General features: G+C 28.1%; 17 protein-coding genes, 4 tRNA genes and 1 other RNA gene. 4 read left to right on the top strand and 18 right to left on the bottom strand.

What is annotated here, in order from left to right:
- Positions 1–9 precede the first annotated feature (9 nt).
- Both WIGMOR_RS01130 and dnaX read right to left on the bottom strand, forming a co-directional pair.
- Positions 10–336 (bottom strand): YbaB/EbfC family nucleoid-associated protein, encoded by a 327-nt coding sequence (locus tag WIGMOR_RS01130; RefSeq protein ID WP_014354010.1) that lies wholly within the window; start codon positions 334–336, stop codon positions 10–12.
- Positions 337–644: 308 nt separating this feature from the next.
- Positions 645–1,736 carry a DNA polymerase III subunit gamma/tau gene (gene dnaX / locus WIGMOR_RS01135; protein WP_014354011.1) on the bottom strand — a complete coding sequence of 364 codons (1,092 nt, stop codon included), beginning with the start codon at positions 1,734–1,736 and terminating at the stop codon, positions 645–647.
- A 448-nt stretch (positions 1,737–2,184) separates the two neighbouring features.
- Between dnaX and hha the strand changes: the two genes are divergently transcribed.
- Positions 2,185–2,388: a hemolysin expression modulator Hha gene (gene hha / locus WIGMOR_RS01140; protein WP_014354012.1), complete on the top strand. Its 204-nt coding sequence runs from the start codon at positions 2,185–2,187 to the stop codon at positions 2,386–2,388.
- 40 nt (positions 2,389–2,428) lie between these two features.
- Here the strand turns inward: hha and ffs are convergent.
- The 14 genes from ffs to WIGMOR_RS01205 form a co-directional block, all read right to left on the bottom strand.
- Positions 2,429–2,525, bottom strand: an RNA gene (ffs, locus tag WIGMOR_RS03495) — signal recognition particle sRNA small type.
- Between the two features lie 19 nt (positions 2,526–2,544).
- On the bottom strand, positions 2,545–6,762 hold the full coding sequence (rpoC, locus tag WIGMOR_RS01145) for a DNA-directed RNA polymerase subunit beta' (RefSeq protein ID WP_014354013.1): 4,218 nt from the start codon (positions 6,760–6,762) through the stop codon (positions 2,545–2,547).
- 42 nt (positions 6,763–6,804) lie between these two features.
- Entirely contained in the window at positions 6,805–10,836 is a 4,032-nt protein-coding gene (rpoB, locus tag WIGMOR_RS01150; protein ID WP_014354014.1) for a DNA-directed RNA polymerase subunit beta, read from the bottom strand.
- 231 nt (positions 10,837–11,067) lie between these two features.
- Positions 11,068–11,439 (bottom strand): 50S ribosomal protein L7/L12, encoded by a 372-nt coding sequence (gene rplL, locus WIGMOR_RS01155; RefSeq protein ID WP_014354015.1) that lies wholly within the window; start codon positions 11,437–11,439, stop codon positions 11,068–11,070.
- 38 nt (positions 11,440–11,477) lie between these two features.
- A complete protein-coding gene (gene rplJ / locus WIGMOR_RS01160) occupies positions 11,478–11,975 on the bottom strand; it encodes a 50S ribosomal protein L10 (protein WP_014354016.1) in 498 nt (165 codons plus the stop codon).
- Between the two features lie 191 nt (positions 11,976–12,166).
- The gene (gene rplA / locus WIGMOR_RS01165; RefSeq protein WP_014354017.1) at positions 12,167–12,871 is read right to left on the bottom strand and encodes a 50S ribosomal protein L1; all 705 of its coding nucleotides are present in this window, start codon (positions 12,869–12,871) and stop codon (positions 12,167–12,169) included.
- Position 12,872: 1 nt separating this feature from the next.
- Positions 12,873–13,301: a 50S ribosomal protein L11 gene (gene rplK, locus WIGMOR_RS01170; RefSeq protein ID WP_014354018.1), complete on the bottom strand. Its 429-nt coding sequence runs from the start codon at positions 13,299–13,301 to the stop codon at positions 12,873–12,875.
- Between the two features lie 43 nt (positions 13,302–13,344).
- Positions 13,345–13,890, bottom strand: coding sequence for a transcription termination/antitermination protein NusG (nusG, locus tag WIGMOR_RS01175; protein ID WP_014354019.1), 546 nt, complete (start codon positions 13,888–13,890; stop codon positions 13,345–13,347).
- Between the two features lies 1 nt (position 13,891).
- On the bottom strand, positions 13,892–14,275 hold the full coding sequence (secE, locus tag WIGMOR_RS01180) for a preprotein translocase subunit SecE (protein ID WP_014354020.1): 384 nt from the start codon (positions 14,273–14,275) through the stop codon (positions 13,892–13,894).
- Between the two features lie 27 nt (positions 14,276–14,302).
- Positions 14,303–15,487, bottom strand: a complete 1,185-nt coding sequence (gene tuf / locus WIGMOR_RS01185) for an elongation factor Tu (RefSeq protein ID WP_014354021.1) — start codon at positions 15,485–15,487, stop codon at positions 14,303–14,305.
- A 164-nt stretch (positions 15,488–15,651) separates the two neighbouring features.
- Positions 15,652–15,725 (bottom strand) — tRNA-Thr (locus WIGMOR_RS01190).
- 7 nt (positions 15,726–15,732) lie between these two features.
- A tRNA-Gly gene (locus WIGMOR_RS01195) sits at positions 15,733–15,803 on the bottom strand.
- Between the two features lie 86 nt (positions 15,804–15,889).
- Positions 15,890–15,972: transfer RNA gene (locus tag WIGMOR_RS01200), tRNA-Tyr, on the bottom strand.
- Between the two features lie 11 nt (positions 15,973–15,983).
- A tRNA-Thr gene (locus tag WIGMOR_RS01205) sits at positions 15,984–16,056 on the bottom strand.
- Between the two features lie 224 nt (positions 16,057–16,280).
- On the opposite strand from WIGMOR_RS01205, the gene coaA reads away from it, so the two are divergent.
- Positions 16,281–17,099 (top strand): type I pantothenate kinase, encoded by an 819-nt coding sequence (coaA, locus tag WIGMOR_RS01210; RefSeq protein ID WP_014354022.1) that lies wholly within the window; start codon positions 16,281–16,283, stop codon positions 17,097–17,099.
- 109 nt (positions 17,100–17,208) lie between these two features.
- Here coaA and WIGMOR_RS01215 read toward each other — a convergent pair whose 3' ends face one another.
- Together WIGMOR_RS01215 and murB are read right to left on the bottom strand one after the other, a co-directional pair.
- Positions 17,209–18,000: a biotin--[acetyl-CoA-carboxylase] ligase gene (locus tag WIGMOR_RS01215; RefSeq protein WP_014354023.1), complete on the bottom strand. Its 792-nt coding sequence runs from the start codon at positions 17,998–18,000 to the stop codon at positions 17,209–17,211.
- Complete coding sequence (gene murB / locus WIGMOR_RS01220; protein WP_041944107.1) at positions 17,997–19,013, bottom strand: UDP-N-acetylmuramate dehydrogenase; 1,017 nt, start codon at positions 19,011–19,013, stop codon at positions 17,997–17,999. The genes WIGMOR_RS01215 and murB overlap by 4 nt, the downstream gene beginning before the upstream one ends.
- Before the next feature lie 344 nt (positions 19,014–19,357).
- Here murB and purH point away from each other — a divergent pair, with 344 nt between their 5' ends.
- Both purH and purD read left to right on the top strand, forming a co-directional pair.
- The gene (purH, locus tag WIGMOR_RS01225) at positions 19,358–20,944 is read left to right on the top strand and encodes a bifunctional phosphoribosylaminoimidazolecarboxamide formyltransferase/IMP cyclohydrolase (RefSeq protein WP_014354025.1); all 1,587 of its coding nucleotides are present in this window, start codon (positions 19,358–19,360) and stop codon (positions 20,942–20,944) included.
- A 15-nt stretch (positions 20,945–20,959) separates the two neighbouring features.
- Entirely contained in the window at positions 20,960–22,261 is a 1,302-nt protein-coding gene (purD, locus tag WIGMOR_RS01230; protein ID WP_014354026.1) for a phosphoribosylamine--glycine ligase, read from the top strand.
- Positions 22,262–22,301 lie beyond the last annotated feature (40 nt).

Here is a 22,301-nt window from a genome sequence, read left to right on the forward strand (position 1 = left end):
TAATTTTATTTAAAACGGCATTTTAAATCCCGGCGGCAACTGCATTGCATTTGATACTGCTGCAATTTTTTCTTTTTGTATTTCTGAAATTCTGCGAATAGCATCATTGAAAGCAGCAGCTATAAGATCTTCTAGCATTTCTTTATCTGATAATAAACTATTATCAATTTTTACATAATTGCAGTTATGTGATCCATTAAGTTTTACTTGAACGAGTCCTGCTCCAGATTCTCCAATAGATTCTAATCGAGCAATCTCTTCTTGCATCCATTGCATTTTTTCTTGAATTTTTTGAGCTTGTTGCATTAGATTATTCATTCCATTTTTATCAAACATTATTGATCTCTATTAATATTCAAACTGTTATAGAATAATTAAAAAGCTTAAGATATTCAAATTTATTTAAAAAAATTTTAATTCTTTAAATAAAATTTAATTTTTTAAATAAAAATCTAAATATTCCATGCATATTAAATTTGATAGTATAAAAAAAATATTATGCAAATAAACTGTAAATTTATATAAAAATATATTTTTAGTATCTTAAAATAAAAAAATAATGAGTGTTTTCTAAAAATTTGTACTGACAATATACGTGCTGTATATAATAAATCAATTTACAATAATTATAACACATTGTTTTTTTAATTTATAGAATATAAAAAAGCGCGTAAAATTATCATTTCTACTGCAATTTTTTGTTCAGGTGCATAAGTCAGCTCTTGTCTACCTTTAAGAAAAATTTGATAATAATTATGTAAATCATTTGTGGAAATTTTTTTTGAAATTTTCTGAAATCGTATATATTTTTCTTTTTTTAATATGAAATTCATTTTATTAGGATAAATTTGAAAAAGTATAATTTGATGTATTAGTATTAACAATTTAATTAAAAAATCATCCCAATTTACAATTTTTTTTGCGCATATTTCAAAAAAAGATATTAACTGTTCTTTATTAGATAAAATTAAAGCTTCAAATAAATTAAATATTTCGTTTATATGCACAATACCTAACATTTTAGATACTAAATTTGATAAAATTTTATTGTTCCCTAGTATTAATGCTTTCTCTGTTAAGCTTAACGCATTTCGCATGCTTTTTTGCGAACTTTGTGCTATTAAATCTAAAGCGTACTCTTCATAGTAAACATTTTCTAATGTTAATATATTTTTTAATCGATCAATAATGTATTTTTTTCGTATAGGTTGAAGATTTAAATGAAAACATCTCGAAAAAATTGTTTCTGGAATTTTATATATTTCAGTAGTTGCTAAAATGAATTTTGTATGTAATGGAGGTTCTTCTAATATTTTTAACAAAGCGTTAAAGCTATATTTAGATAACATATGTACTTCATCTATAATATATATCTTATATCTACCTTTTGATGGAGAATATTTAATGGTATCTAGCACTTCTTTAATATATTCTATCTTTGTATAAGATGCGGCATCAATTTCGATTAAATCAATAAAACAATTACTATCAGCTTCTTGGCAATTACAACATGATTGGCATGGCCGAAATGTTATTCCATTTTTACAATTTAATCCTTTTGCAATTAATCGTGCGAGACTAGTTTTACCTATGCCTTTAATGCCACTAATTAAATAAACACTTTGAATTCTTTTTAAAAGAAAACTATTTTCTATTAATTTTAAAATATTATGTTGACCAATTAATTCATGAAAATGTTTAGGTCTCCATTTTAATGTGAGCGGTTTATAATACATATATTTTTATTATTTTTTTGGTACATATAAACATTATATAGTAAATAATTATTTATATAAATAATGTTATTAAATTAGTATATAATATTAGGTTATATTAAATAATAAAGTTTAAATATAAGTAGATTTATTTTTTATAAATTTATGAAACTTATCTCTAAACATTATTTTTTATTTAAATTTTAATTTAATGAAAAAATTTTATAAAAAATTATTTAATGCATAATATGCATTAATTAATTTATATAAATTAAATTAACTATTTAATTGTGTTTTTGTTATTTATATAATTTCATGAAAAATTAAAAAACTATTTAATTAAATTTTGTTTTATCAATCAAAATGTATAGTATAAAATATTTTAAATATACATTTAATATAATTAAAAAATTAATATTTTTAGTTCTAAACTTATCACTAAAAAATAAATACATAATTGGCAAAAAAAATGAAAAAAATAGATTATCTTATGCGTTTAAGAAAATGCCGAACTTTAGCTACTTTAGAACGTGTAATTGAAAAAAACAAATACAAATTATCTAACGATGAATTAGAAATTTTTAATTCTGCAGCGGATCATAGATTAGCTGAAATTACTATGAATACTTTATATGATAAAGTTCCTAACTCAGTTTGGAAATATGTGCGTTAATTTTTAGTTAATTCAAAATTATTTCGAATATAAAAACAAAATACACCAGTATGCATAGCACATATTGATTCGAGCTACGATTGCTTCCTTTCGGACCTGATCGAATTTGCACGTACATTATTGCTTACATACTGGTAAATAATAGATAAATTCACATCAATTATCTCTTAAATTAGCTTTTAAAAGTTCTTTTAAATTTTCGGAAGCTTCGTCGACGCTAACATGATTAATAGGAGATTGTAAAGCACTACTTTTTTGTTTGCGTTTTAATAAACGTTTTTTATGGTATGCATACCCTGTACCTGCAGGAATTAATCTACCGACAATTACGTTTTCTTTTAATCCTCTTAATTCATCTTTTTTTCCAGATACAGCCGCTTCTGTTAATACACGAGTAGTTTCTTGAAATGAAGCTGCAGAAATAAAAGATTCTGTTGCTAGAGAAGCTTTTGTAATTCCTAATAAATCACGAGAATAAGTAATTTTATTTGTATTTTGAGTAGTACTATTTGCTATTCTAATCCGAGAGAACTCGATTTGTTCGCCTTCTAAAAATTCTGATGTTTTACTATTTATAATAGTTGCTTTTTTTAACATTTGACGAATTATTACTTCAATATGTTTATCATTTATTTTTACACCTTGCAATCGATATACTTCTTGAACTTCATTCACAATGTATTTTGTTACTGCATGCACTCCTCTTAAACGAAGTATATCGTGTGGAGATTCTGGCCCATCAGAAATTACATCTCCTTTTTCTACGCGTTCTCCTTCAAAAACATTTAAATTTCTCCATTTTGGAATCATTTCTTCATATATTTCTGATCCGTCAACAGGAGATATTATTAGCCTTCTTTTTCCTTTTGTTTCTTTTCCAAAAGAAACAATGCCGCTAATTTCTGCTAAAATAGCAGGTTCTTTAGGTTTTCGAGCTTCAAATAAATCTGCAACTCGTGGTAAACCTCCTGTAATATCTTTAATTCCACTAGTTTCTAAAGATAAACGTGCAAGTACGTCTCCACTTCTAATTTTTGCTCCATTCTCCAATTGTAAAATTGATTTTCCTGGTAAAAAATACTGAGCAGGTATATCTGTACCTGGCAGATAAATATCTTTTCCTTCTGCATTAATAATCTTTAAAGCAGGACGTAACTCTTTATTTATGCCTGTTCTTTCTGCTGTATCTAATACAGAAATAAAAGATACGCCTGTTAGTTCGTCTGTTTGACGTGTAACTGTTTGACCTTCTATGATATCACTAAATTTTATATATCCACTGACTTCGGTAATGATTGGAATAGTATGAGGATCCCAATTAGCAATAATTTCTCTGTTATAAATTTTTTCTCCAGTATTTTTATTAACAATTGCGCCGTATGGAAGTTTATATTTTTCTTTTGTTCTTCCAAATTTATCAATAATTTTTAATGCGGCATGACGTGATGTAATTATAATTTTATTATTTTCTGTAATAACAAACTTTGCATTATTTAGTTTTATAATTCCATCATTTCTTGATTGAATACTAGATTCGGAAGCTGATCGAGCTGCAGCGCCTCCGATGTGGAATGTACGCATTGTTAACTGTGTACCTGGTTCTCCTATAGATTGAGCAGCAATAACTCCGATAGCTTCCCCTTTATTTACTAAATGACCTCTAGCTAAATCTCTACCGTAACATTTCGCGCATACACCAAAATTTGTTTCGCATGTAACAACTGATCTGACTTTAATTTTATCTATTGAATGTTTTTCTAAAATATTACACCATGTTTCGCTTAATAGAATATTACGATTTATTAAAACATTTGATGTTCCAGGTTGTAAAATATCTTCTAATATCACTCTGCCTAAAACTCTTTCACGTAATGGTTCCTTAACTTCACCGCCTTCAATTACTGGAGTCATAGTAATTCCAGATAATGTACCGCAGTCGTCTTCTGTAACGACGAGATCTTGTGCTACATCTACTAATCTTCTAGTTAAATAACCTGAATTTGCAGTTTTTAATGCTGTATCTGCAAGTCCTTTACGTGCTCCATGAGTAGAAATAAAGTATTGTAATACATTTAGTCCTTCTCTAAAATTTGCAGTAATTGGAGTTTCTATAATTGAACCGTCTGGTTTCGCCATGAGTCCACGCATTCCTGCAAGTTGTCTGATTTGAGCTGCTGAACCTCTTGCTCCGGAATCGGCCATCATAAAAATATTGTTAAAAGATACCTGTTTATGTTGTATACCGTTGTGGTCAACCACAGTGTCTGTAGATAAATTTTTCATCATTGCTCGAGCTACACGTTCATTTGCTGCTGCCCAAATATCAATTACTTTGTTGTATCTTTCTCCTGCAGTAACTAATCCAGATTGAAATTGTTCTTGAATTTCAGATACTTCTTTTTCGGCATCTTGAATAATTTTAGATTTTTTTGATGGAATAACAATGTCGTCGATGCCTACTGAAGCTCCTGATTTTGCGGCATATGAAAACCCGGTATACATAATTTGATCTGCGAACATTACTGTCGGTTTTAAGCCTAAAATACGATAACATGTATTCAACATATTTGAAATTGATTTTTTTCCTAATACTTGATTAACTAACTCAAAAGATAATCCTTTCGGAACAATCATCCACAAAATAGATCGTCCAATAGTAGTATCTACTACTTGTATCGTTTTTTCAAATTGACCAGAATTTAATTTTTTGTATTGTGTAATTCTAACTTTTACTTTAGCATGTAAATTTGCAATTTTTGAATGATATACATGTTCAGCTTCTTTTGGACTGCTTAATAGCATGCCTTCGCCTTTTTGGTTAATGCAATCACGCGTCATATAGTACAATCCTAATACTACGTCTTGTGATGGAACAATTATGGGTTCTCCATTAGCAGGGGATAAAATATTATTTGTAGACATCATAAGTGCACGAGCTTCTAATTGGGCTTCTAGTGTTAATGGAACATGAACGGCCATTTGATCGCCATCAAAATCTGCGTTATAAGCAGCGCAAACTAATGGATGTAGCTGAATAGCTTTTCCTTCAATTAATATTGGTTCAAATGCTTGAATACCTAATCTGTGTAAAGTAGGTGCTCGATTAAGCATCACTGGATGTTCTTTAATTACTTCTTCTAAGATATCCCATACTACACTTTCTTCTCTTTCAACCATTTTTTTTGCAGCTTTGATGGTTGTAGCAAAACCATTTAATTCTAATTTTCCATAAATAAATGGTTTAAACAATTCTAGAGCCATTTTTTTTGGTAATCCACATTGATGTAAGCGTAAATATGGTCCTACCGTTATTACAGATCTTCCTGAATAATCGACGCGTTTTCCAAGAAGATTCTGACGAAAACGTCCTTGTTTACCTTTAATCATATCTGCTAAAGATTTTAATGGACGTTTATTTGATCCTGTAATTGCACGTCCGCGACGGCCATTATCTAATAATGCATCAACGGCTTCCTGCAGCATACGTTTTTCGTTACGCACGATAATATCGGGTGCTGCAAGATCTAAAAGCCTTTTCAATCGATTATTACGATTAATTACTCGACGATATAAATCGTTTAAATCTGATGTTGCAAAACGACCTCCATCCAGTGGAACTAATGGTCTTAAATCTGGAGGAAGTACGGGTAAAACGTTTAATATCATCCATTCTGGTTTATTACCAGATTGTATAAATGCTTCTAACAATTTTATCCTTTTAGTTAATTTTTTTCTTTTAGTTTCAGAATTTATTTCTAATAGTTCTTGACGAATTTGGTTACATGTTTCTTTTAAATTAATATTTTTTAATAGTTCTTGAATAGCTTCTGCACCCATTTTAGCATCAAATTCATCTCCAAATTCTTCTAAAGCATCTAGATACTGTTCTTCTGTAAGAATTTTGCGCTGTTCTAAATTAGTCATGCCTTCTTCAATAACTACATAAGATTCAAAATATAGTACGCGTTCAATATCTCTTAATGGCATATCTAATAATAGGCCAATACGTGATGGTAAAGATTTTAAAAACCAAATGTGCGCTGTAGGAGAAGCTAATTCTATATGACCCATTCTTTCGCGTCTTACTTTTGTTTGTGTTACTTCTACACCGCATTTTTCGCAAATTACGCCTCGGTGCTTCAATCTTTTATATTTTCCGCATAAACATTCATAATCTTTTACTGGACCAAAAATACGTGCGCAGAAAAGTCCGTCTCTTTCTGGCTTAAAAGTACGATAATTAATTGTTTCTGGTTTTTTAATTTCTCCGAATGACCATGATCGAATCATGTCAGGAGATGCTAAAGCAATCTTGATTGCATCAAACTCTTCTATTTTATTTTGAGTTTTTAAAAATTTTAATAGATCTTTCACAAATTTTTCTCTATTATATCAAGTTAATATATATTAATTATTTTAATTACTTTCTTCTAATTCAATATTAATTCCTAAGGATCTAATTTCTTTTAATAAAACATTAAACGATTCCGGCATTCCAGGTTCCATTAAATGACTACCATCAACAATATTTTTATACATTTTAGTACGTCCATTAACATCATCAGATTTAACGGTAAGCATTTCTTGTAAAGTATATGCTGCTCCATAGGCTTCTAAAGCCCACACTTCCATTTCTCCAAATCTTTGACCACCAAACTGAGCTTTCCCTCCTAATGGTTGTTGTGTAACTAAACTGTATGAACCAGTTGATCTTGCATGCATTTTGTCATCTACTAAATGATTTAATTTTAACATATACATGTATCCAACAGTAACCGGTCTGTCAAACTTTTCTCCTGTTTGTCCATCAAATAATGTAATTTGACCGGAATCGGGGCATTGACTAAAACGTAATAGTTCTTTAATTTCTTCTTCTTTAGCACCATCAAATACAGGTGTAGATACTGGCATCCCGTATTTTAAATTATTAGCAAGTTTCATAATTTCTAAATCTGAAAAGTTTTCTAATTTAACTTTTTGCCGAATTCCATTTCCTACATTATAAGCATCTTGCATGAATTTACGTATTTTTGATATTTTTGTATTTTTTTTTAACATGTCATTAATAATATTCCCAATTCCTTTTGCTGCTAAACCTAAATGCGCTTCTAAAATTTGACCAATATTCATCCGAGATGGTACTCCTAATGGATTTAATACCATATCAACAGGTATACCATTTTCGTCATATGGCATATCTTCAATTGGCGTAATTTTAGAAATTACTCCTTTGTTACCATGTCTACCTGCCATTTTATCGCCAGGTTGAATTTGTCTTTTTACGGCTAAATAAACTTTAACTATTTTTAATACTCCCGGTGCTAAATCATCGCCTTGAATAATTTTTTTCTTTTTTATTTCTAATTTTGTTTCGAATTCTTTTTGTAAACTAAAATATTTTTTTACTAAATCTTGTAATTTTAACTTTGCATGTTTATCTAAAAATTTTAAATGTGTTAAATTACCTTTTAAAATATTTGATAGTTCATTACTATCAATATTATTTTGCTTTAAAAAAGTAATAATTTGCATTTTTAAGCTAATTTTAAAAATTTCTAATTCTTCAATAAAGTTTTTTTGCGCAATTTTTAGTTGCATATCTTCAATTTCTAGAGCTCTTTTATCTTTTTCTACACCATCTCGAGTAAATATTTCAACATCAATAACTGTTCCAGATACTCCGTTAGGTACTCGCAAAGATGAATCTTTTACATCAGAAGCTTTTTCTCCAAAAATAGCACGCAATAATTTTTCTTCTGGAGTTAATTGAGTTTCTCCTTTAGGAGTAACTTTACCTACCAAAATATCGCCTCCTTTAACTTCAGCTCCAATATATACAATTCCTGATTCATCTAATTTCAAAAGAGCTGTTTCACTAATATTTGGAATATCTGAGGTAATTTCTTCTGCACCTAATTTGGTATCTCTTGACATGCATGCTAGTTCTTGAATATGTATTGTAGTAAATCTATCTTCATGTACTACGCGTTCGGAAACTAACATAGAATCTTCAAAGTTATACCCATTCCATGGCATAAAAGCTATACGCATATTTTGTCCAAGTGCCAATTCTCCTAAATCTGTAGATGGACCGTCAGCTAAAACATCTCCTTGTTCTATTTTATCTCCTAAAGAAATACATGGTATTTGATTAATACATGTATTTTGATTTGATCGAACATATTTTGTTAAATGATAAATATCTACGCCTACATCTTTATTTAAGATTTCATTATAATTTACTTTAACAATAATTCGAGATGCATCTAAATACTGTATAATACCGCCTCTTTTAGCAACAGCAGTTACTCCTGAATCTACAGCAACTGCTCTTTCCATTCCGGTTCCTACGAGTGGCTTTTCGGTTCGTAAAGTGGGGACTGCTTGACGTTGCATATTTGCGCCCATTAATGCTCTATTTGCGTCATCGTGTTCTAAAAATGGAATTAAAGATGCTCCGACAGAAACAATTTGTTGTGTAGAAACATCCATGTAATTCACTTCTTCGCGACTGAACAAACTTGATTCACCTTTATGCCTGCATGTAACAAATTCGTTAATTAAATATCCATTTTTATCTAAATTTGTGTTAGCTTGGGCAATAATAAATTTGCCTTCTTCTATAGCTGAAAGGTAATGAATATCATCTGTTACTACACTATTTTGAACACATCTATAAGGCGTTTCTAAAAAACCATATTCGTTAGTACGAGCATATACGGATAATGAATTTATTAAGCCTATATTTGGTCCTTCCGGTGTTTCGATAGGACATACTCTTCCGTAATGTGTGGGATGTACATCTCTGACTTCAAAACCTGCACGTTCACGTGTTAATCCACCTGGACCTAATGCTGAAATACGACGTTTATGAGTAATTTCCGATAATGGATTATTTTGATCCATAAATTGAGATAATTGACTAGATCCAAAAAATTCTTTTACAGCTGCTGAAATAGGTTTAGCGTTAATCATATCTTGCGGCATAATAGTATCTAGATCTCCCAAGGATAATCTTTCTTTTACGGCTCTTTCAACTCTTACTAAACCTATTCTAAACTGATTTTCAGCCATTTCTCCTACGGATCGAATACGTCTATTTCCTAAATGATCAATGTCATCTACTTCACTTTTCCCATTTCGAATATCAATTAAACGTTTAATAACATCAATAATGTCTGTCGTACTTAATAAACTTGATCCTTCTGATGTATTTCTAGATAAAGATCGATTAAATTTCATTCTACCTACTGAAGAGAGATCATATCGATCTTCTGAAAAAAATAAATTTGCAAACAAATTTTCAGATGCTTCTCGAGTTGGAGGTTCTCCTGGTCTCATCATGCGATAAATTTCTATCAATGCACTTGTTTGATCATGTGTAGAATCGATTCGTAATGTTTCCGATATGTAAGAACCATGATCTAAATCATTTGTAAATAAAGTTTCAACTAAATCAAAACCAGATTTTTTTAATTTTAAAATAATTTCTTCAGTAATCTCAGTGTTTGCAGTAACAATAATTTTATTTGTTCGTGTATCAATATAATCTTTAATAACAACTTTTCCTATAATATACTCAAAAGGTACTTGAATTTGCGAAATTTTGTCAATTTCTAATTTTCGAATATGTCTAGCTGTAATACGACGGCCTTTTTCAATATAAATTTTGCCTTGAGCGATAATATCAAATAATGCCGTTTCTCCACGTAAACGTTTTGGAATTAAATGCATGAAAAGCTCTTCTTTTTTGTTGATATAATATGTTACGCGTTCAAAAAATATGTTTAACATATTTGGAATATCAATATTCAAAGCTTTTAGCAAAATTGTCACGGGTAATTTACGACGACGGTCAATTCTTACAAATAAATGGTCTTTTGCATCAAATTCAAAATCTAACCATGATCCTCTATAAGGAATAATGCGTGCATTATATAATACTTTTCCAGAGGAATGCGTTTTTCCTTTGTCACTGTCAAAAAATACACCTGGACTACGATGTAATTGAGATACTACTACTCTTTCAGTACCATTAATAATAAACGTGCCATTATGCGTCATTAATGGAATTTCTCCCATATATACTTCTTGTTCTTTTATGTTTTTTACTATATTTTTTGATTCATTATCATATACTACTAAACGTAATATTACTCTAAGTGGTGCAGAAAATGTAGCGCTTCTTACTCGACATTCTTTGACATCAAATATAGGCTCACCGAGGTGATAATTTACATATCGTAATTCTGCATTTCCATTGTAACTTTTTATAGGAAAAATTGAACGAAGAGCTGCTTCTAATCCATAACAACCACTTGGATCGCGTTCTATAAACTTTTGAAATGAATCAATTTGAATGGCAAGTAAATATGGTATATTTAAAACTTGCGGACGTTTTCCAAAGTCTTTTCGAATGCGTTTTTTTTCAGTATAAGAATAAGACATGAGTTCCCCGATAAATAAAATTTTAAAAATTTCATAAAGTATATTTTATATAATATGTATTATTTTTAATAAAATAAATTTATTATATATTTATAATTATTTTAGTATAAAATTTATTACAAAAATGGTATTTATGTATTTAAATATAATTTATATAATTTTATAAAAAAAACGCTGGTGGTTTTTACACCAGCTATTTGATAAAATAATAACTTTCAAAATAAAAAATATCTATTGTAAGACAATTTTAGCCCCAGATAATTCTATAGATTTTTTTAAAGACTCTGCTTCATTTTTATTTAATCCTGATTTTAATACTACTGGCAAAGTTGATTCTACTAAATCTTTTGCTTCTTTCAAACCTAAACTAAGCGAAGATCGAACCACTTTAATAACAGAAATTTTATTTTTCCCAATTTCCTGTAATAAAACATCAAATTCAGATTTTTCTTCTGATTTTCCAGATGAATTAGATTCCGAAGGCACATTGGATGCGATCGCAGAAACTCCAAATTTTTTTTCCATCATAGAAACGAGCTCGGCAATTTCTAATACCGACATTTCAGAGACTGCATCTAAAATTTGTTGCTTAGTTATTGACATTTAGTATGCTCCTAAAATTTTATTTTTATTTATGATATTTAATTGATATGTTTACTGTGTCTAATAAAAATTAACATACGTATAAATTTTTTGATTGATATTTCTTGTATAATTGTAATAAAACTTCTTATTGACTCTTCGTATGTTGGTAAATCTACTAAATAATTAATATCTGAATCTAACAAAACTTTTTTTTCAAATATTGCTATTTTTATTTTACATTTGTTGTTTTTACGTTCAAATTCTTTAAATAAACGTGCTCCGGATCCAGGATGTAAATAAGAAAAGGCAATTAAGTTGGGTCCATTAATTTTATCTTTTAAATTTGAAAAATTAGTTCCTAAAACTGATAATTTTATTAATGTATTACGCAGATATTTAATATCAATTTTTAGTGCTCTGCTTTTTTTACGTAAATCATTCATTTCATTTGCTTGTATGCCAGTTGGATCTGCTATAACAATCGATAGTGCAGATTTCATACATTGATTAATTTTAGAAATTATATTTTTCTTTTTTTTAAGGTTTAAGACCATATTTTATCCTATAAAATAAATAAATGAGCAATATTTAAATTTGATAATAAGTATCTTAAGGTGATAATAAAATTTTGTATTAATTTACTATCTTGCTTATAAATTGAGTGTATACGTTTTTATTGTGCAGAATTTTTTTTGAAAAAAATTTTAAGCATATAAATAATGTTGTTTTAATTTATTTGATTAATCTATACTTTTTGTAAAAATTCATTATGATCTAATAAAACGCTACCTCCCATAGTTTTCGCGAGATTTACTTGCTTTATAAATGCACCTTTCACTGGAGATGGTTTATTTTTTAATATATTTTTCAACAGTACTAATAAATTTTGTTCTAATTTATAAAATTCAAAATTAATTTTTCCAATAGTCATATGTATAATTCCGTATTTATCATTACGATAAGTCACCTGACCTTGTTGAATGTTTTTAATTGCTTCTGTGACATTATCTGTTATAGTGCCATTTTTAGGATTTGGCATTAATCCTCTAGGTCCAAGAATAGGTCCTAATTTTTCGACAATTGACATTGCGTATGGCATAGCGATTACAAAATCAATTTTAATTTTTTTATTATTTTTGATTTTATCTGCTATTTCTTCCATTCCAGATAATTCTACTCCTAAATCATACGCGGATTTTTTATCTGCTCCATCTGCAAAAACTACTAAAGATTTTTTTTTTTCTATCACATACGGTAATTTCACAGAATTATGTAGATTTTGATCGGATTTTTTTGAATTAATGTTTAAATTAATTGTAGCATCAATATTTTCAATAAAATTAGCCTTGGGCAAACAATATAATAGTTCAATTGCTTGTTTAAAACTATATAGTTTGCCAACAGAAATTTTCTGAGAAATTAAACGCATTTTTTTTGTTATTCGAGACATATCAGTCCTCTATTAAAAATCCCATGGATTTTGCCGTACCAATAATTGATTGAGATATAGCATGTAAATTTTTTCCTGTCATATCTGCTGCTTTTTTTTTTGCAATTTCTTCGATTTGACTTAAAGATATTGTGCCTATTTTTTTTTCTTTTGAATTGCTTGCACCTAATTTAATATTAGTTAGTTTTTTTAAAAAAAATGATGTAGGAGGTGTTTTTATGATGAATGAAAAAGTTTTATCACTATATACAGTAATGATTACTGGAATAGGTGTTCCTGGATCAAAATGCTGAGTTTGATTATTAAAAGATTTACAAAACTCTATTATATTAATTCCTTGTTGACCTAGTGCAGGTCCAACTGGAGGACTTGGATTTGCAGCGCCTGATTCGATTTGTAATTTAATATATCCTTTAACATTTTTTGCCATAATAATATCCGTAATAGTTATTTAAAATTGTTTCATTTAATGATTAATTTTTTTCTAATTGACTGAAATCTAATTCTACCGGAGTCGCTCTACCAAAAATTGATACTGATACTTTTAATCTATTTTTTTCATAATCGACTTCTTCAACTACTCCATTAAAATCTGAAAAAGGACCATCTTTGACTCTTACTAGTTCTCCAGGTTCGAACAAAGTTTTTGGACGTGGTTTATTGCCTATTTTTTGTAATCGTTTTACGATAGAGTCAACTTCTTTGTCGCTAATTGGTGCCGGTTTATCTGATGTTCCGCCAACAAATCCCATAACTTTTGGAATGCTACGAACCATATACCAACTAGAATCATGCATAATCATTTGTATTAACACGTATCCTGGAAAAAATTTTCTTTCGCTTTTTTTACGTTGTCCATTTCGGATTTCAATCACTTCTTCTGTAGGAATCATAATATCTCCAAAAAACTTTTCCATATTATACAATTTGATGTGTTCTTTTAAAGATTGAGCTACCTTAGATTCAAAACCTGAAAATGCTTGAATTACGTACCAACGTTTTTTTTGAGTTTCAGACATCTTAAAACCTCAATCCAGTTATAAATGATATTATTCGGATCAGTAAGCTGTCTAGTCCCCAAAGCAAAAGAGACATTATGAGAGTTACTAAAGATACTATTAAAGTAGTTTGTAACGCTTCTTGAAAAGAAGGCCAAATTACTTTTTGCATTTCTTTGCAAGATATATAAATAAATTTTATTATTTTTTTTCCTTTTATTGTTGTGGTAAATAGAAAACATGCAAGAAAAATCATTAAAGAAACACTAAAAACTTTTATTATTTTGTTTTCAGTAGGGAAAAGCTCACTGAACAAAAATGCTGTTATTAATAAAGTGATTACAAAAATCCAAATAAATATGTCTTTTTTATATTTACTTTGATTTTTTTGATGTTCAGTGTTCATGCAAAAGAAAACTTACAGTAAATCTATTTAAGATAGAATTTTTGATACAATTCCAGCGCCTACTGTACGTCCGCCTTCTCGAATTGCAAATCGCAATCCTTCGTCCATAGCAATAGGAGAAATTAATTTTACAGATACTTTAACATTATCTCCAGGCATAACCATTTCGATTCCTTTTGGTAATTCGATACTTCCAGTGACATCGGTAGTACGGAAATAAAATTGAGGTTTATATCCGTTAAAAAATGGAGTATGACGTCCTCCTTCTTCTTTTTTCAATACATACACTTCTGATTCAAATTGTGTATGTGGTTTTATTGAACCTGGTTTAGAAAGAACTTGTCCTCTTTCTACGTCTTCTCGTTTAGTACCTCTTAGTAAAATACCTACATTTTCTCCTGCTCGTCCTTCGTCCAAAAGTTTGCGAAACATTTCTACTCCGGTACATATTGTTTTTGCTGTTTTTTTGATTCCAACAATTTCTATTTCTTCTCCTACTTTAACTGTACCACGTTCAATTCTACCAGTCACCACAGTGCCTCTTCCAGATATCGAAAATACGTCTTCTATGGGCAATAAAAATGGTTGATCGATAGATCTTTTTGGTTCAGGAATATAGTTATCTAGAGCTTCAGACAAATCTAATATTTTTTTTGTCCAAATAGGATCGTTTTCTAATGCTTTTAATGCGGAACCTCTAATAATTGGAATATCATCTCCAGGAAAATCATATTGTGATAGTAGTTCTCTAATTTCTATTTCTACTAATTCTAATAATTCTTCGTCGTCTACCATGTCGCATTTATTCATAAATACAACTATGTACGGAACTCCAACTTGACGTCCGAGTAATATATGTTCTCGAGTTTGAGGCATAGGTCCATCGGTAGCAGCAACTACGAGAATTGCGCCGTCCATTTGTGCAGCTCCAGTAATCATGTTTTTTACGTAATCTGCATGACCTGGGCAATCTACATGTGCATAATGCCTTGCATTTGTATCATATTCTACGTGCGATGTATTTATAGTAATACCTCGAGCTTTTTCTTCTGGAGCGTTGTCAATTTGATCAAATGCTTTAGGATTCCCTCCATATTTTTTAGCTAATACAGTAGTAATTGCAGCAGTTAATGTGGTTTTTCCGTGGTCTACATGCCCAATTGTACCAACATTAATGTGTGGCTTAATTCGTTGAAACTTTTCTTTAGACATTATAGTTTCCTAGTTAAAGATTGTTTTAAATCATTTTTAATGAATTTTACTAAAATAAAATAGCAGTATTTTCACTAAGATTTTTTATTAAAAAAAGTATAAAAAAAGTTGAGTTTATTTTAATTTTTAAAAATTTTTAAAATAAATGTCCGTGAAAAAAGTAGTGCTGACAGGCAGATTTGAACTGCCGACCTCACCCTTACCAAGGGTGTGCTCTACCCTGCTGAGCTATATCAGCTTACATTAGCGGGCAGCGGGAGTCGAACCCGCATCATCAGCTTGGAAGGCTGAGATAATACCATTATACGATGCCCGCTATTTAAAGTCTAGTATTTAATTAAATATTAAAAATAATAAAATTTCATAATATTTATATTAATTTGCATGCGCAGAAGAATAATTTGGTGGGGGAAGGATTTGAACCTTCGAAGTCTTATGACGGCAGATTTACAGTCTGCTCCCTTTAGCCACTCGGGAACCCCACCATAAATTCAATTGCCGGCAAAAGGAGTCGAACCTTCGACCTACTGATTACAAGTCAGTTGCTCTTCCATCTGAGCTATACCGGCTAATAAAATATTTTTATAAAATTATATATAAAATATTCTATAGAAATTTTTGATGAATTTTAGTATATTTTATTAAAAATAGCAATTTTAATTTATTAAAAAGTTTTTCATGTTTGACATAAATTTAACTTAAAAATTATCACGATTAATCGCATTATACTATTCAGCTTTTCAAGTTAATTTTGATATTATTTACATATTGAATACACTTATATTACATATATATGAAAACTAAGCAAGAAACATATCTAGATTTGGCAAATATTATTTATAATAATTTTTTGCTAAAAACTAAAAAATTAAAAATAGATAATTACAATTGTACTTTAAATAATATGCCGCCTTATGTTGTATCTATTTATGGTAGCGTAGCTTCTGGTAAAAGCACTATAGCTTATATTTTAAAATCAAATTTAATTAAATATTCAAAAAATATTACGGTAGAAGTAGTTAAAACAGACATATTTTTGTATTGTAATCAAGTTTTAAATAAAATGGGATTGATGAAAAAAAAAGGATTTCCAGAATCTTACGATATTAAAAAATTAGCAAATTTTTTAATAAGCATTAAAAAAAATAATAAGTTATATCATTTAATTCCACATTATTCTCATATAGCATACGATATAGTACCAAAAAAAAAACTACTCTTGAAAACACATATATTAATTTTAGAAGGATTAAATTTTTTATATAAAATTAAAAAAGAAAATTACTTATATTTTAAAAATATTGTTTTATCTGATTTAATAGATTTTAATATATATATCGACGCAAAAGAAAGTTATATTAAAAACTGGTATATTAATCGTTTTTTAAATTTTCGAAAAAAATCAGCATTATATTCATATTCATATTTTTCACGTTACTTAAAAATTTCCGAAGAAAAAACAATAGAAAAAGCCAATCAAATCTGGAGTTGTATAAACAAATGTAATTTAATAAAAAATATATTACCTTTAAAAAAATACGCTAATCTAATATTAAAAAAAAATAATAATCATACAACTTCAAAAATTATTTATAAAAAATTAAAATTTTAATTGATTTTTAAATTTTTATAATATGTTTTATTTAGTTAGTTTTTAAAAAAAATTAAAAAAATTAGAAAATTTTTTTAATTTGAATAACATTGAATTTTTTTATAAAATTTTAAATTTCATCAAAAATACTGTATTTATTTTGAATTTTTTTTAATTGATCATGCAAAGCGGAAACAATATGCACAATCAACACATTACGATCAATTGCAATCTTTAATCTGCTTAAATCAGTCCAAGTAATATTTATTAGCTTAGAATAAATATTACTCATAATTATGTTAATTCCAATACCAATTATGATATCTACTGAACATTTTTTTTTATTAAATGTTTCTATCAAAATTCCAGCAAATTTCTTATCTTCAATAAAAATATCGTTTGGAAATTTTATACGAATTTTTGGTATTCCAAAATTAATTAATATTTTTGCAACAATTTGACTAATTTTTACACTTAATTGAGAAAGATTTATCAATGATGTTTTTATGTTCCAATACATTGAAAGACATATATTATTACCAAAAGAAGCAAACCATTTTTTTCCTCGTGTTCCTTTTCCGTGCGTTTGATATTCTGCTAAACATATATCTCCTGAGTTTAATATAGACATATTTTGTGCAAGATATTGATTGGTAGAACAAATTATATTAAATATAAAAATTTTATTTTTTGGGAAATTTTTGTAAATATACATTTTATTTAATAAACAAATAGGTTTTTTTAGATAACAATATTTACTTTGTTTAAAACTTATATCAATTCCGTATTGATACATAGCATTTAAGTATAAATATATATTATTAGAATTTATCAAGTTTTCTTCAATTAATTCATTTATTTGATGTAATTTTGCATCAGAAATAGTATTCACTATTTTTGAAAAAATATTATAATCGATCATGTTATGATTTTTGACGAATCAATCTTTCCTTGTTTTGATATAAATTGTACTTCTGACTCTAGTAGGATAAAAAATTTATTTTTGACTTTAAGAAAAATATAATGCGCTAAATTTAAAATTTCATATCCAGTAGCAAATCCGGTATTTATAATAATTGCTGCCTGCTTATGATGCACCGCAGCTCTACCAAGACGAAATCCTTTTAATCCGCAACTATCAATCATCCACCCCGCTGAAAACTTAAATTTATTATGAATAAAATTAAAACAAGGTGCATGAGGATATTTATTTAATATATCTTTTGTTTTTTGGATAGAAATTACAGGATTTTTAAAGAAACTACCAGCGTTTCCAAAATGTTTAGGATTAGGAATTTTTTTTTGTCTAAGCCAACAAACAATTTTATATATTTGACGGGGAGTTACTAATTGTTTCCTTAGATAAGATAATCCAGAATAATTTAAACAAGCTTTCCATTTTTTTTTTAGCTGTAATCCGATCGCAACTATTGAGTAGTTATAAAAATATTTGGTATTAAATATACTTGATCTATATCCAAAACTACAATCTTTAACATGTAATCGAATTTTTTTTCCTGTTTCTAACAATAATATATCTACGTACGTACATATCTGAGAAAGTTCCATTCCGTATGCTCCAATGTTTTGAATTGGAGCAGCTCCGACATAACCTGGAATTAAAGCTAAATTTTCAAGTCCTGGTATTTTTCTTTTTAAGCACATAGTAACAATATTATTCCATACTTCTCCTGCGCATACATGTATGTTCCATGAAGATATGTTTTCAATAATTTTAAAACCTCGGATTCTATTTAATATGATTATACCTTGATAGTATTTTTCTAAAAATAACACATTGCTCCCGGATCCAAGAAACAAAATAGGGTACTTATGCGCTAATTTTTGCCATGTATTTATTAATTCGATTTCAGAAAAAACAGGAATTATTTTTTTTGCAATAACGTTAATAAAAAAAGTATTAAAAATTTTTATTTATTTTCTCCAAATTAAATTTTTAATTTATTTAAATACAATTCATAAGAAATATAAGTTCGCCTTAAATAAATAATAGTTTGCAGGCATATTAGATATTTTTTATGCGAAATCGAATTAGTATTTAAATTTTTTTATACTATAAATTTTAATTTACTGCAATTAAATATTAAAAATTTTTCATTATTTTATTTTTAAAAAAATTTTAAATGATCGTAATTGATAAATTATAAATATTCGTTTGAAATTTTTATGCATTAAAAATTTTATTGAATTAATTTTGCTATTTTTGAAAATTAATGATGTAATTATAGTGCGTAATTACTTCAACATAAAGTTTATTTATGAAATTATCACTACGTAATGTTCAATGTGCACTTTTAAGTGTTTCAAATAAAACTGGAATTTTATTATTAGCACAAAATCTTGTTAAATATAACATAAAATTAGTTGCTACAAGCGGCACCGCAAAATATTTATCAAAACATGGTATTTCAGTAATTTCAGTTTCTGAATATATTGATTATCCAGAAATATTGAACGGAAAAATAAAAACACTACATCCTAAAATACATGCAGGTATTTTAAGCAATGATAGCGATCAAATTAATTGCTCTGATCGTAATTATTTTAAAATAGATATGGTAGTAACTAATTTTTATCCATTTTCTGAAGCAATTGAAAAAAATTATAAGATTACAGACATTTTGGAATATATTGACATTGGAGGGCTCGCTTTAGCAAGATCTGCAGCAAAAAATTATCGATGTGTAACTGTTTTAGTTGATCACAAACAATATCCTATGATAATTGAAGAGATGCATAGATTTTCTGGATCAACTAGCGTTCAGACTAGATTCTATTTGGCGATTATAGCATTTTCTTACACTTACAACTATGATAAAAAAATTTTTAATTATTTTAACGAACAATATACGAAAATAAATAAAAATCAAATTCATTTAAAAAACAATAATTTTCCATATTTAATTTCTTCAATATTCCTTAAAAAGGAAGATATGAGATACGGAGAAAATCAGCACCAAAAATCGGCATTTTACACAGATACACAAGTATATCCTGGAACGGTATCTTATGCCAATCAAAAACAAGGAAAAAAATTATCATATAATAATATTATTGATGCCGATATAGCTATTGCATGTGTAATGAGTTTTGAAGAAATTGCTTGTGTGATTGTTAAACATGCCGTTCCATGCAGTGTAGCTATATCAAATAATCTTGTTAATGCTTACAGCATAGCATATTCGTCAGACCCGTCTTCTTCGTTTGGAGGAATTATTGCTTTTAATAAACCTTTAGACATTCAAACAGCTAGAATAATTACAAAACATCAATTTTCAGAATTAATTATTGCGCCAGTTATAGAAAAAAATGCCTTAACTGTATTAAAAGCTTATAAAAATATACGTGTTTTAGAATGCGGATATTTTGTCGAAAAATTTTCTTTAGAATTTAAAAGAGTTCACTGTGGTCTATTAGTACAGGAATATGACAACTGTAATTTAAAAAAAAATAATTTAAATGTTGTAACAAACAAAATTCCTAGCACGTTAGAAGTTCAAAACGCCTTATTTTTATGGAAAATTATTAAATTTGTAAAATCTAATGCTATTATTTATGGTAAAAATCAACAAACTTTAGGTATTGGATCAGGTCAATCTAGTAGAATATTCGCAGCTAAAGTAGCTTTTTATAAAGCCCAAGAACAAAAATTTGATTTGCATCAAGCTATTATGGCTTCAGATGGATTTTTCCCATTCAGAGATACAGTTGATTTTGCTGCAAAATTAGGAATTTCTTGTATTATTCAACCAGGAGGTTCTATACACGATTTAAAAATTATTGCAGCTGCTAATGAACATAATATGTCAATGATTTTTACTAATGTGAGATGTTTTCGTCATTAAATAATTGGAAATTGTATGAAAATACTTGTTATAGGTAGTGGAGGAAGAGAGCACGCAATATCGTGGAAAATTGCACAATCTTCAGAAGTAAAAAAGATATATGTAGCACCTGGAAACGGAGGAACATTCTTAGAACCTAAATTACGAAATATAAACATTGCTTCAGTTGATATTCAAAAATTAATATCTTTTGCAAAAGAGAAAAGAATCTTATTTACTATAGTTGGACCAGAAGAGCCTTTATATTATGGCATCGTAGATGCTTTTATGTCCGAAAATCTATTAATTTTTGGACCTACCAAATTTGCTGCACAATTAGAAACTTCTAAAGTTTTTGCTAAAAAATTTTTAAAAAAATATAATATTCCTAGCGCAAAATATAAAATATTTTATAATAAAGATTCTGCTATACAATATGTAAAAAAGAAAAAATTTCCAATAGTAATTAAAGCTGACGGTTTATCCTTTGGCAAAGGTGTCAAAATAGCGTACAATGTAGAAGAGGCAGAAAAATTTATTGAAGATGTTTTGATTAATAAAATTTTTAATATTTCAGAATCTTCAATATTGATAGAAGAAATGTTATACGGAGAAGAAATTAGCTTCACTTTAATTATTAATAAAACTAGTATTATGCCACTCGCTATATCTCAAGATCATAAGCGTGTTGGATCAGGAGATATCGGAAATAATACAGGTGGAATGGGAGCTTATTCTCCAGTATCATTAGTAACATATAAGATATATCATAAAATTATGCAAAATATTATATATCCTACAATTTCAGGGATGATTAAGGAAAATCTTATTTATACTGGAATATTATATGTAGGTATATTAATTGATAAAAATTTTCAACCATATGTTATTGAATTTAACTGTCGATTTGGAGATCCAGAGGCTCAAACAATTTTGTTTAGAATGAAATCTGATTTTTTGTCACATATCTTATCTGCTATTTTTGGAAATTTAGATACACAAAGCGTTGAATTAGATTATCGATATTCTATGGGATTAATATTAGCTACTTCTAATTATCCTGAATCATATCCTATTGGATTAAATATTTCTGGATTATTTTCTCAAAATACGACAAGCGAATCGAAAATATTCCACTGCGCTACTAAAATCAATCAAAAACAAATTATTACAAATGGTGGTAGAGTGCTATGCGTTACATCTTTAGGAAATTCTATTGAAAATTTACAAGAAATCACAAATGGTATTGCAAAATTAGTTCATTGGAACGGTAAATTTTTTAGAAAAGATATTGGTCATCGCGAAAAATTTTATTGTACTTCAGATAAAAAGATATAAAAATTTTCAAAATACAACTACTTAATACGACTCTTCTTTG

The organism is Wigglesworthia glossinidia endosymbiont of Glossina morsitans morsitans (Yale colony), assembly GCF_000247565.1.
Taxonomy (GTDB): domain Bacteria; phylum Pseudomonadota; class Gammaproteobacteria; order Enterobacterales; family Enterobacteriaceae; genus Wigglesworthia; species Wigglesworthia glossinidia_B.

Bases quoted from the DNA above. Each gene is read 5' to 3' on its own strand.
- WIGMOR_RS01130 (WP_014354010.1), bottom strand. From the start codon at position 336: ATGTTTGATAAAAATGGAATGAATAATCTAATGCAACAAGCTCAAAAA.
- dnaX (WP_014354011.1), bottom strand. From the start codon at position 1,736: ATGTATTATAAACCGCTCACATTAAAATGGAGACCTAAACATTTTCAT.
- hha (WP_014354012.1), top strand. From the start codon at position 2,185: ATGAAAAAAATAGATTATCTTATGCGTTTAAGAAAATGCCGAACTTTA.
- rpoB (WP_014354014.1), bottom strand. From the start codon at position 10,836: ATGTCTTATTCTTATACTGAAAAAAAACGCATTCGAAAAGACTTTGGA.
- rplL (WP_014354015.1), bottom strand. From the start codon at position 11,439: ATGTCAATAACTAAGCAACAAATTTTAGATGCAGTCTCTGAAATGTCG.
- rplJ (WP_014354016.1), bottom strand. From the start codon at position 11,975: ATGGTCTTAAACCTTAAAAAAAAGAAAAATATAATTTCTAAAATTAAT.
- rplA (WP_014354017.1), bottom strand. From the start codon at position 12,871: ATGTCTCGAATAACAAAAAAAATGCGTTTAATTTCTCAGAAAATTTCT.
- rplK (WP_014354018.1), bottom strand. From the start codon at position 13,301: ATGGCAAAAAATGTTAAAGGATATATTAAATTACAAATCGAATCAGGC.
- nusG (WP_014354019.1), bottom strand. From the start codon at position 13,890: ATGTCTGAAACTCAAAAAAAACGTTGGTACGTAATTCAAGCATTTTCA.
- secE (WP_014354020.1), bottom strand. From the start codon at position 14,275: ATGAACACTGAACATCAAAAAAATCAAAGTAAATATAAAAAAGACATA.
- tuf (WP_014354021.1), bottom strand. From the start codon at position 15,487: ATGTCTAAAGAAAAGTTTCAACGAATTAAGCCACACATTAATGTTGGT.
- coaA (WP_014354022.1), top strand. From the start codon at position 16,281: ATGAAAACTAAGCAAGAAACATATCTAGATTTGGCAAATATTATTTAT.
- WIGMOR_RS01215 (WP_014354023.1), bottom strand. From the start codon at position 18,000: ATGATCGATTATAATATTTTTTCAAAAATAGTGAATACTATTTCTGAT.
- purH (WP_014354025.1), top strand. From the start codon at position 19,358: ATGAAATTATCACTACGTAATGTTCAATGTGCACTTTTAAGTGTTTCA.
- purD (WP_014354026.1), top strand. From the start codon at position 20,960: ATGAAAATACTTGTTATAGGTAGTGGAGGAAGAGAGCACGCAATATCG.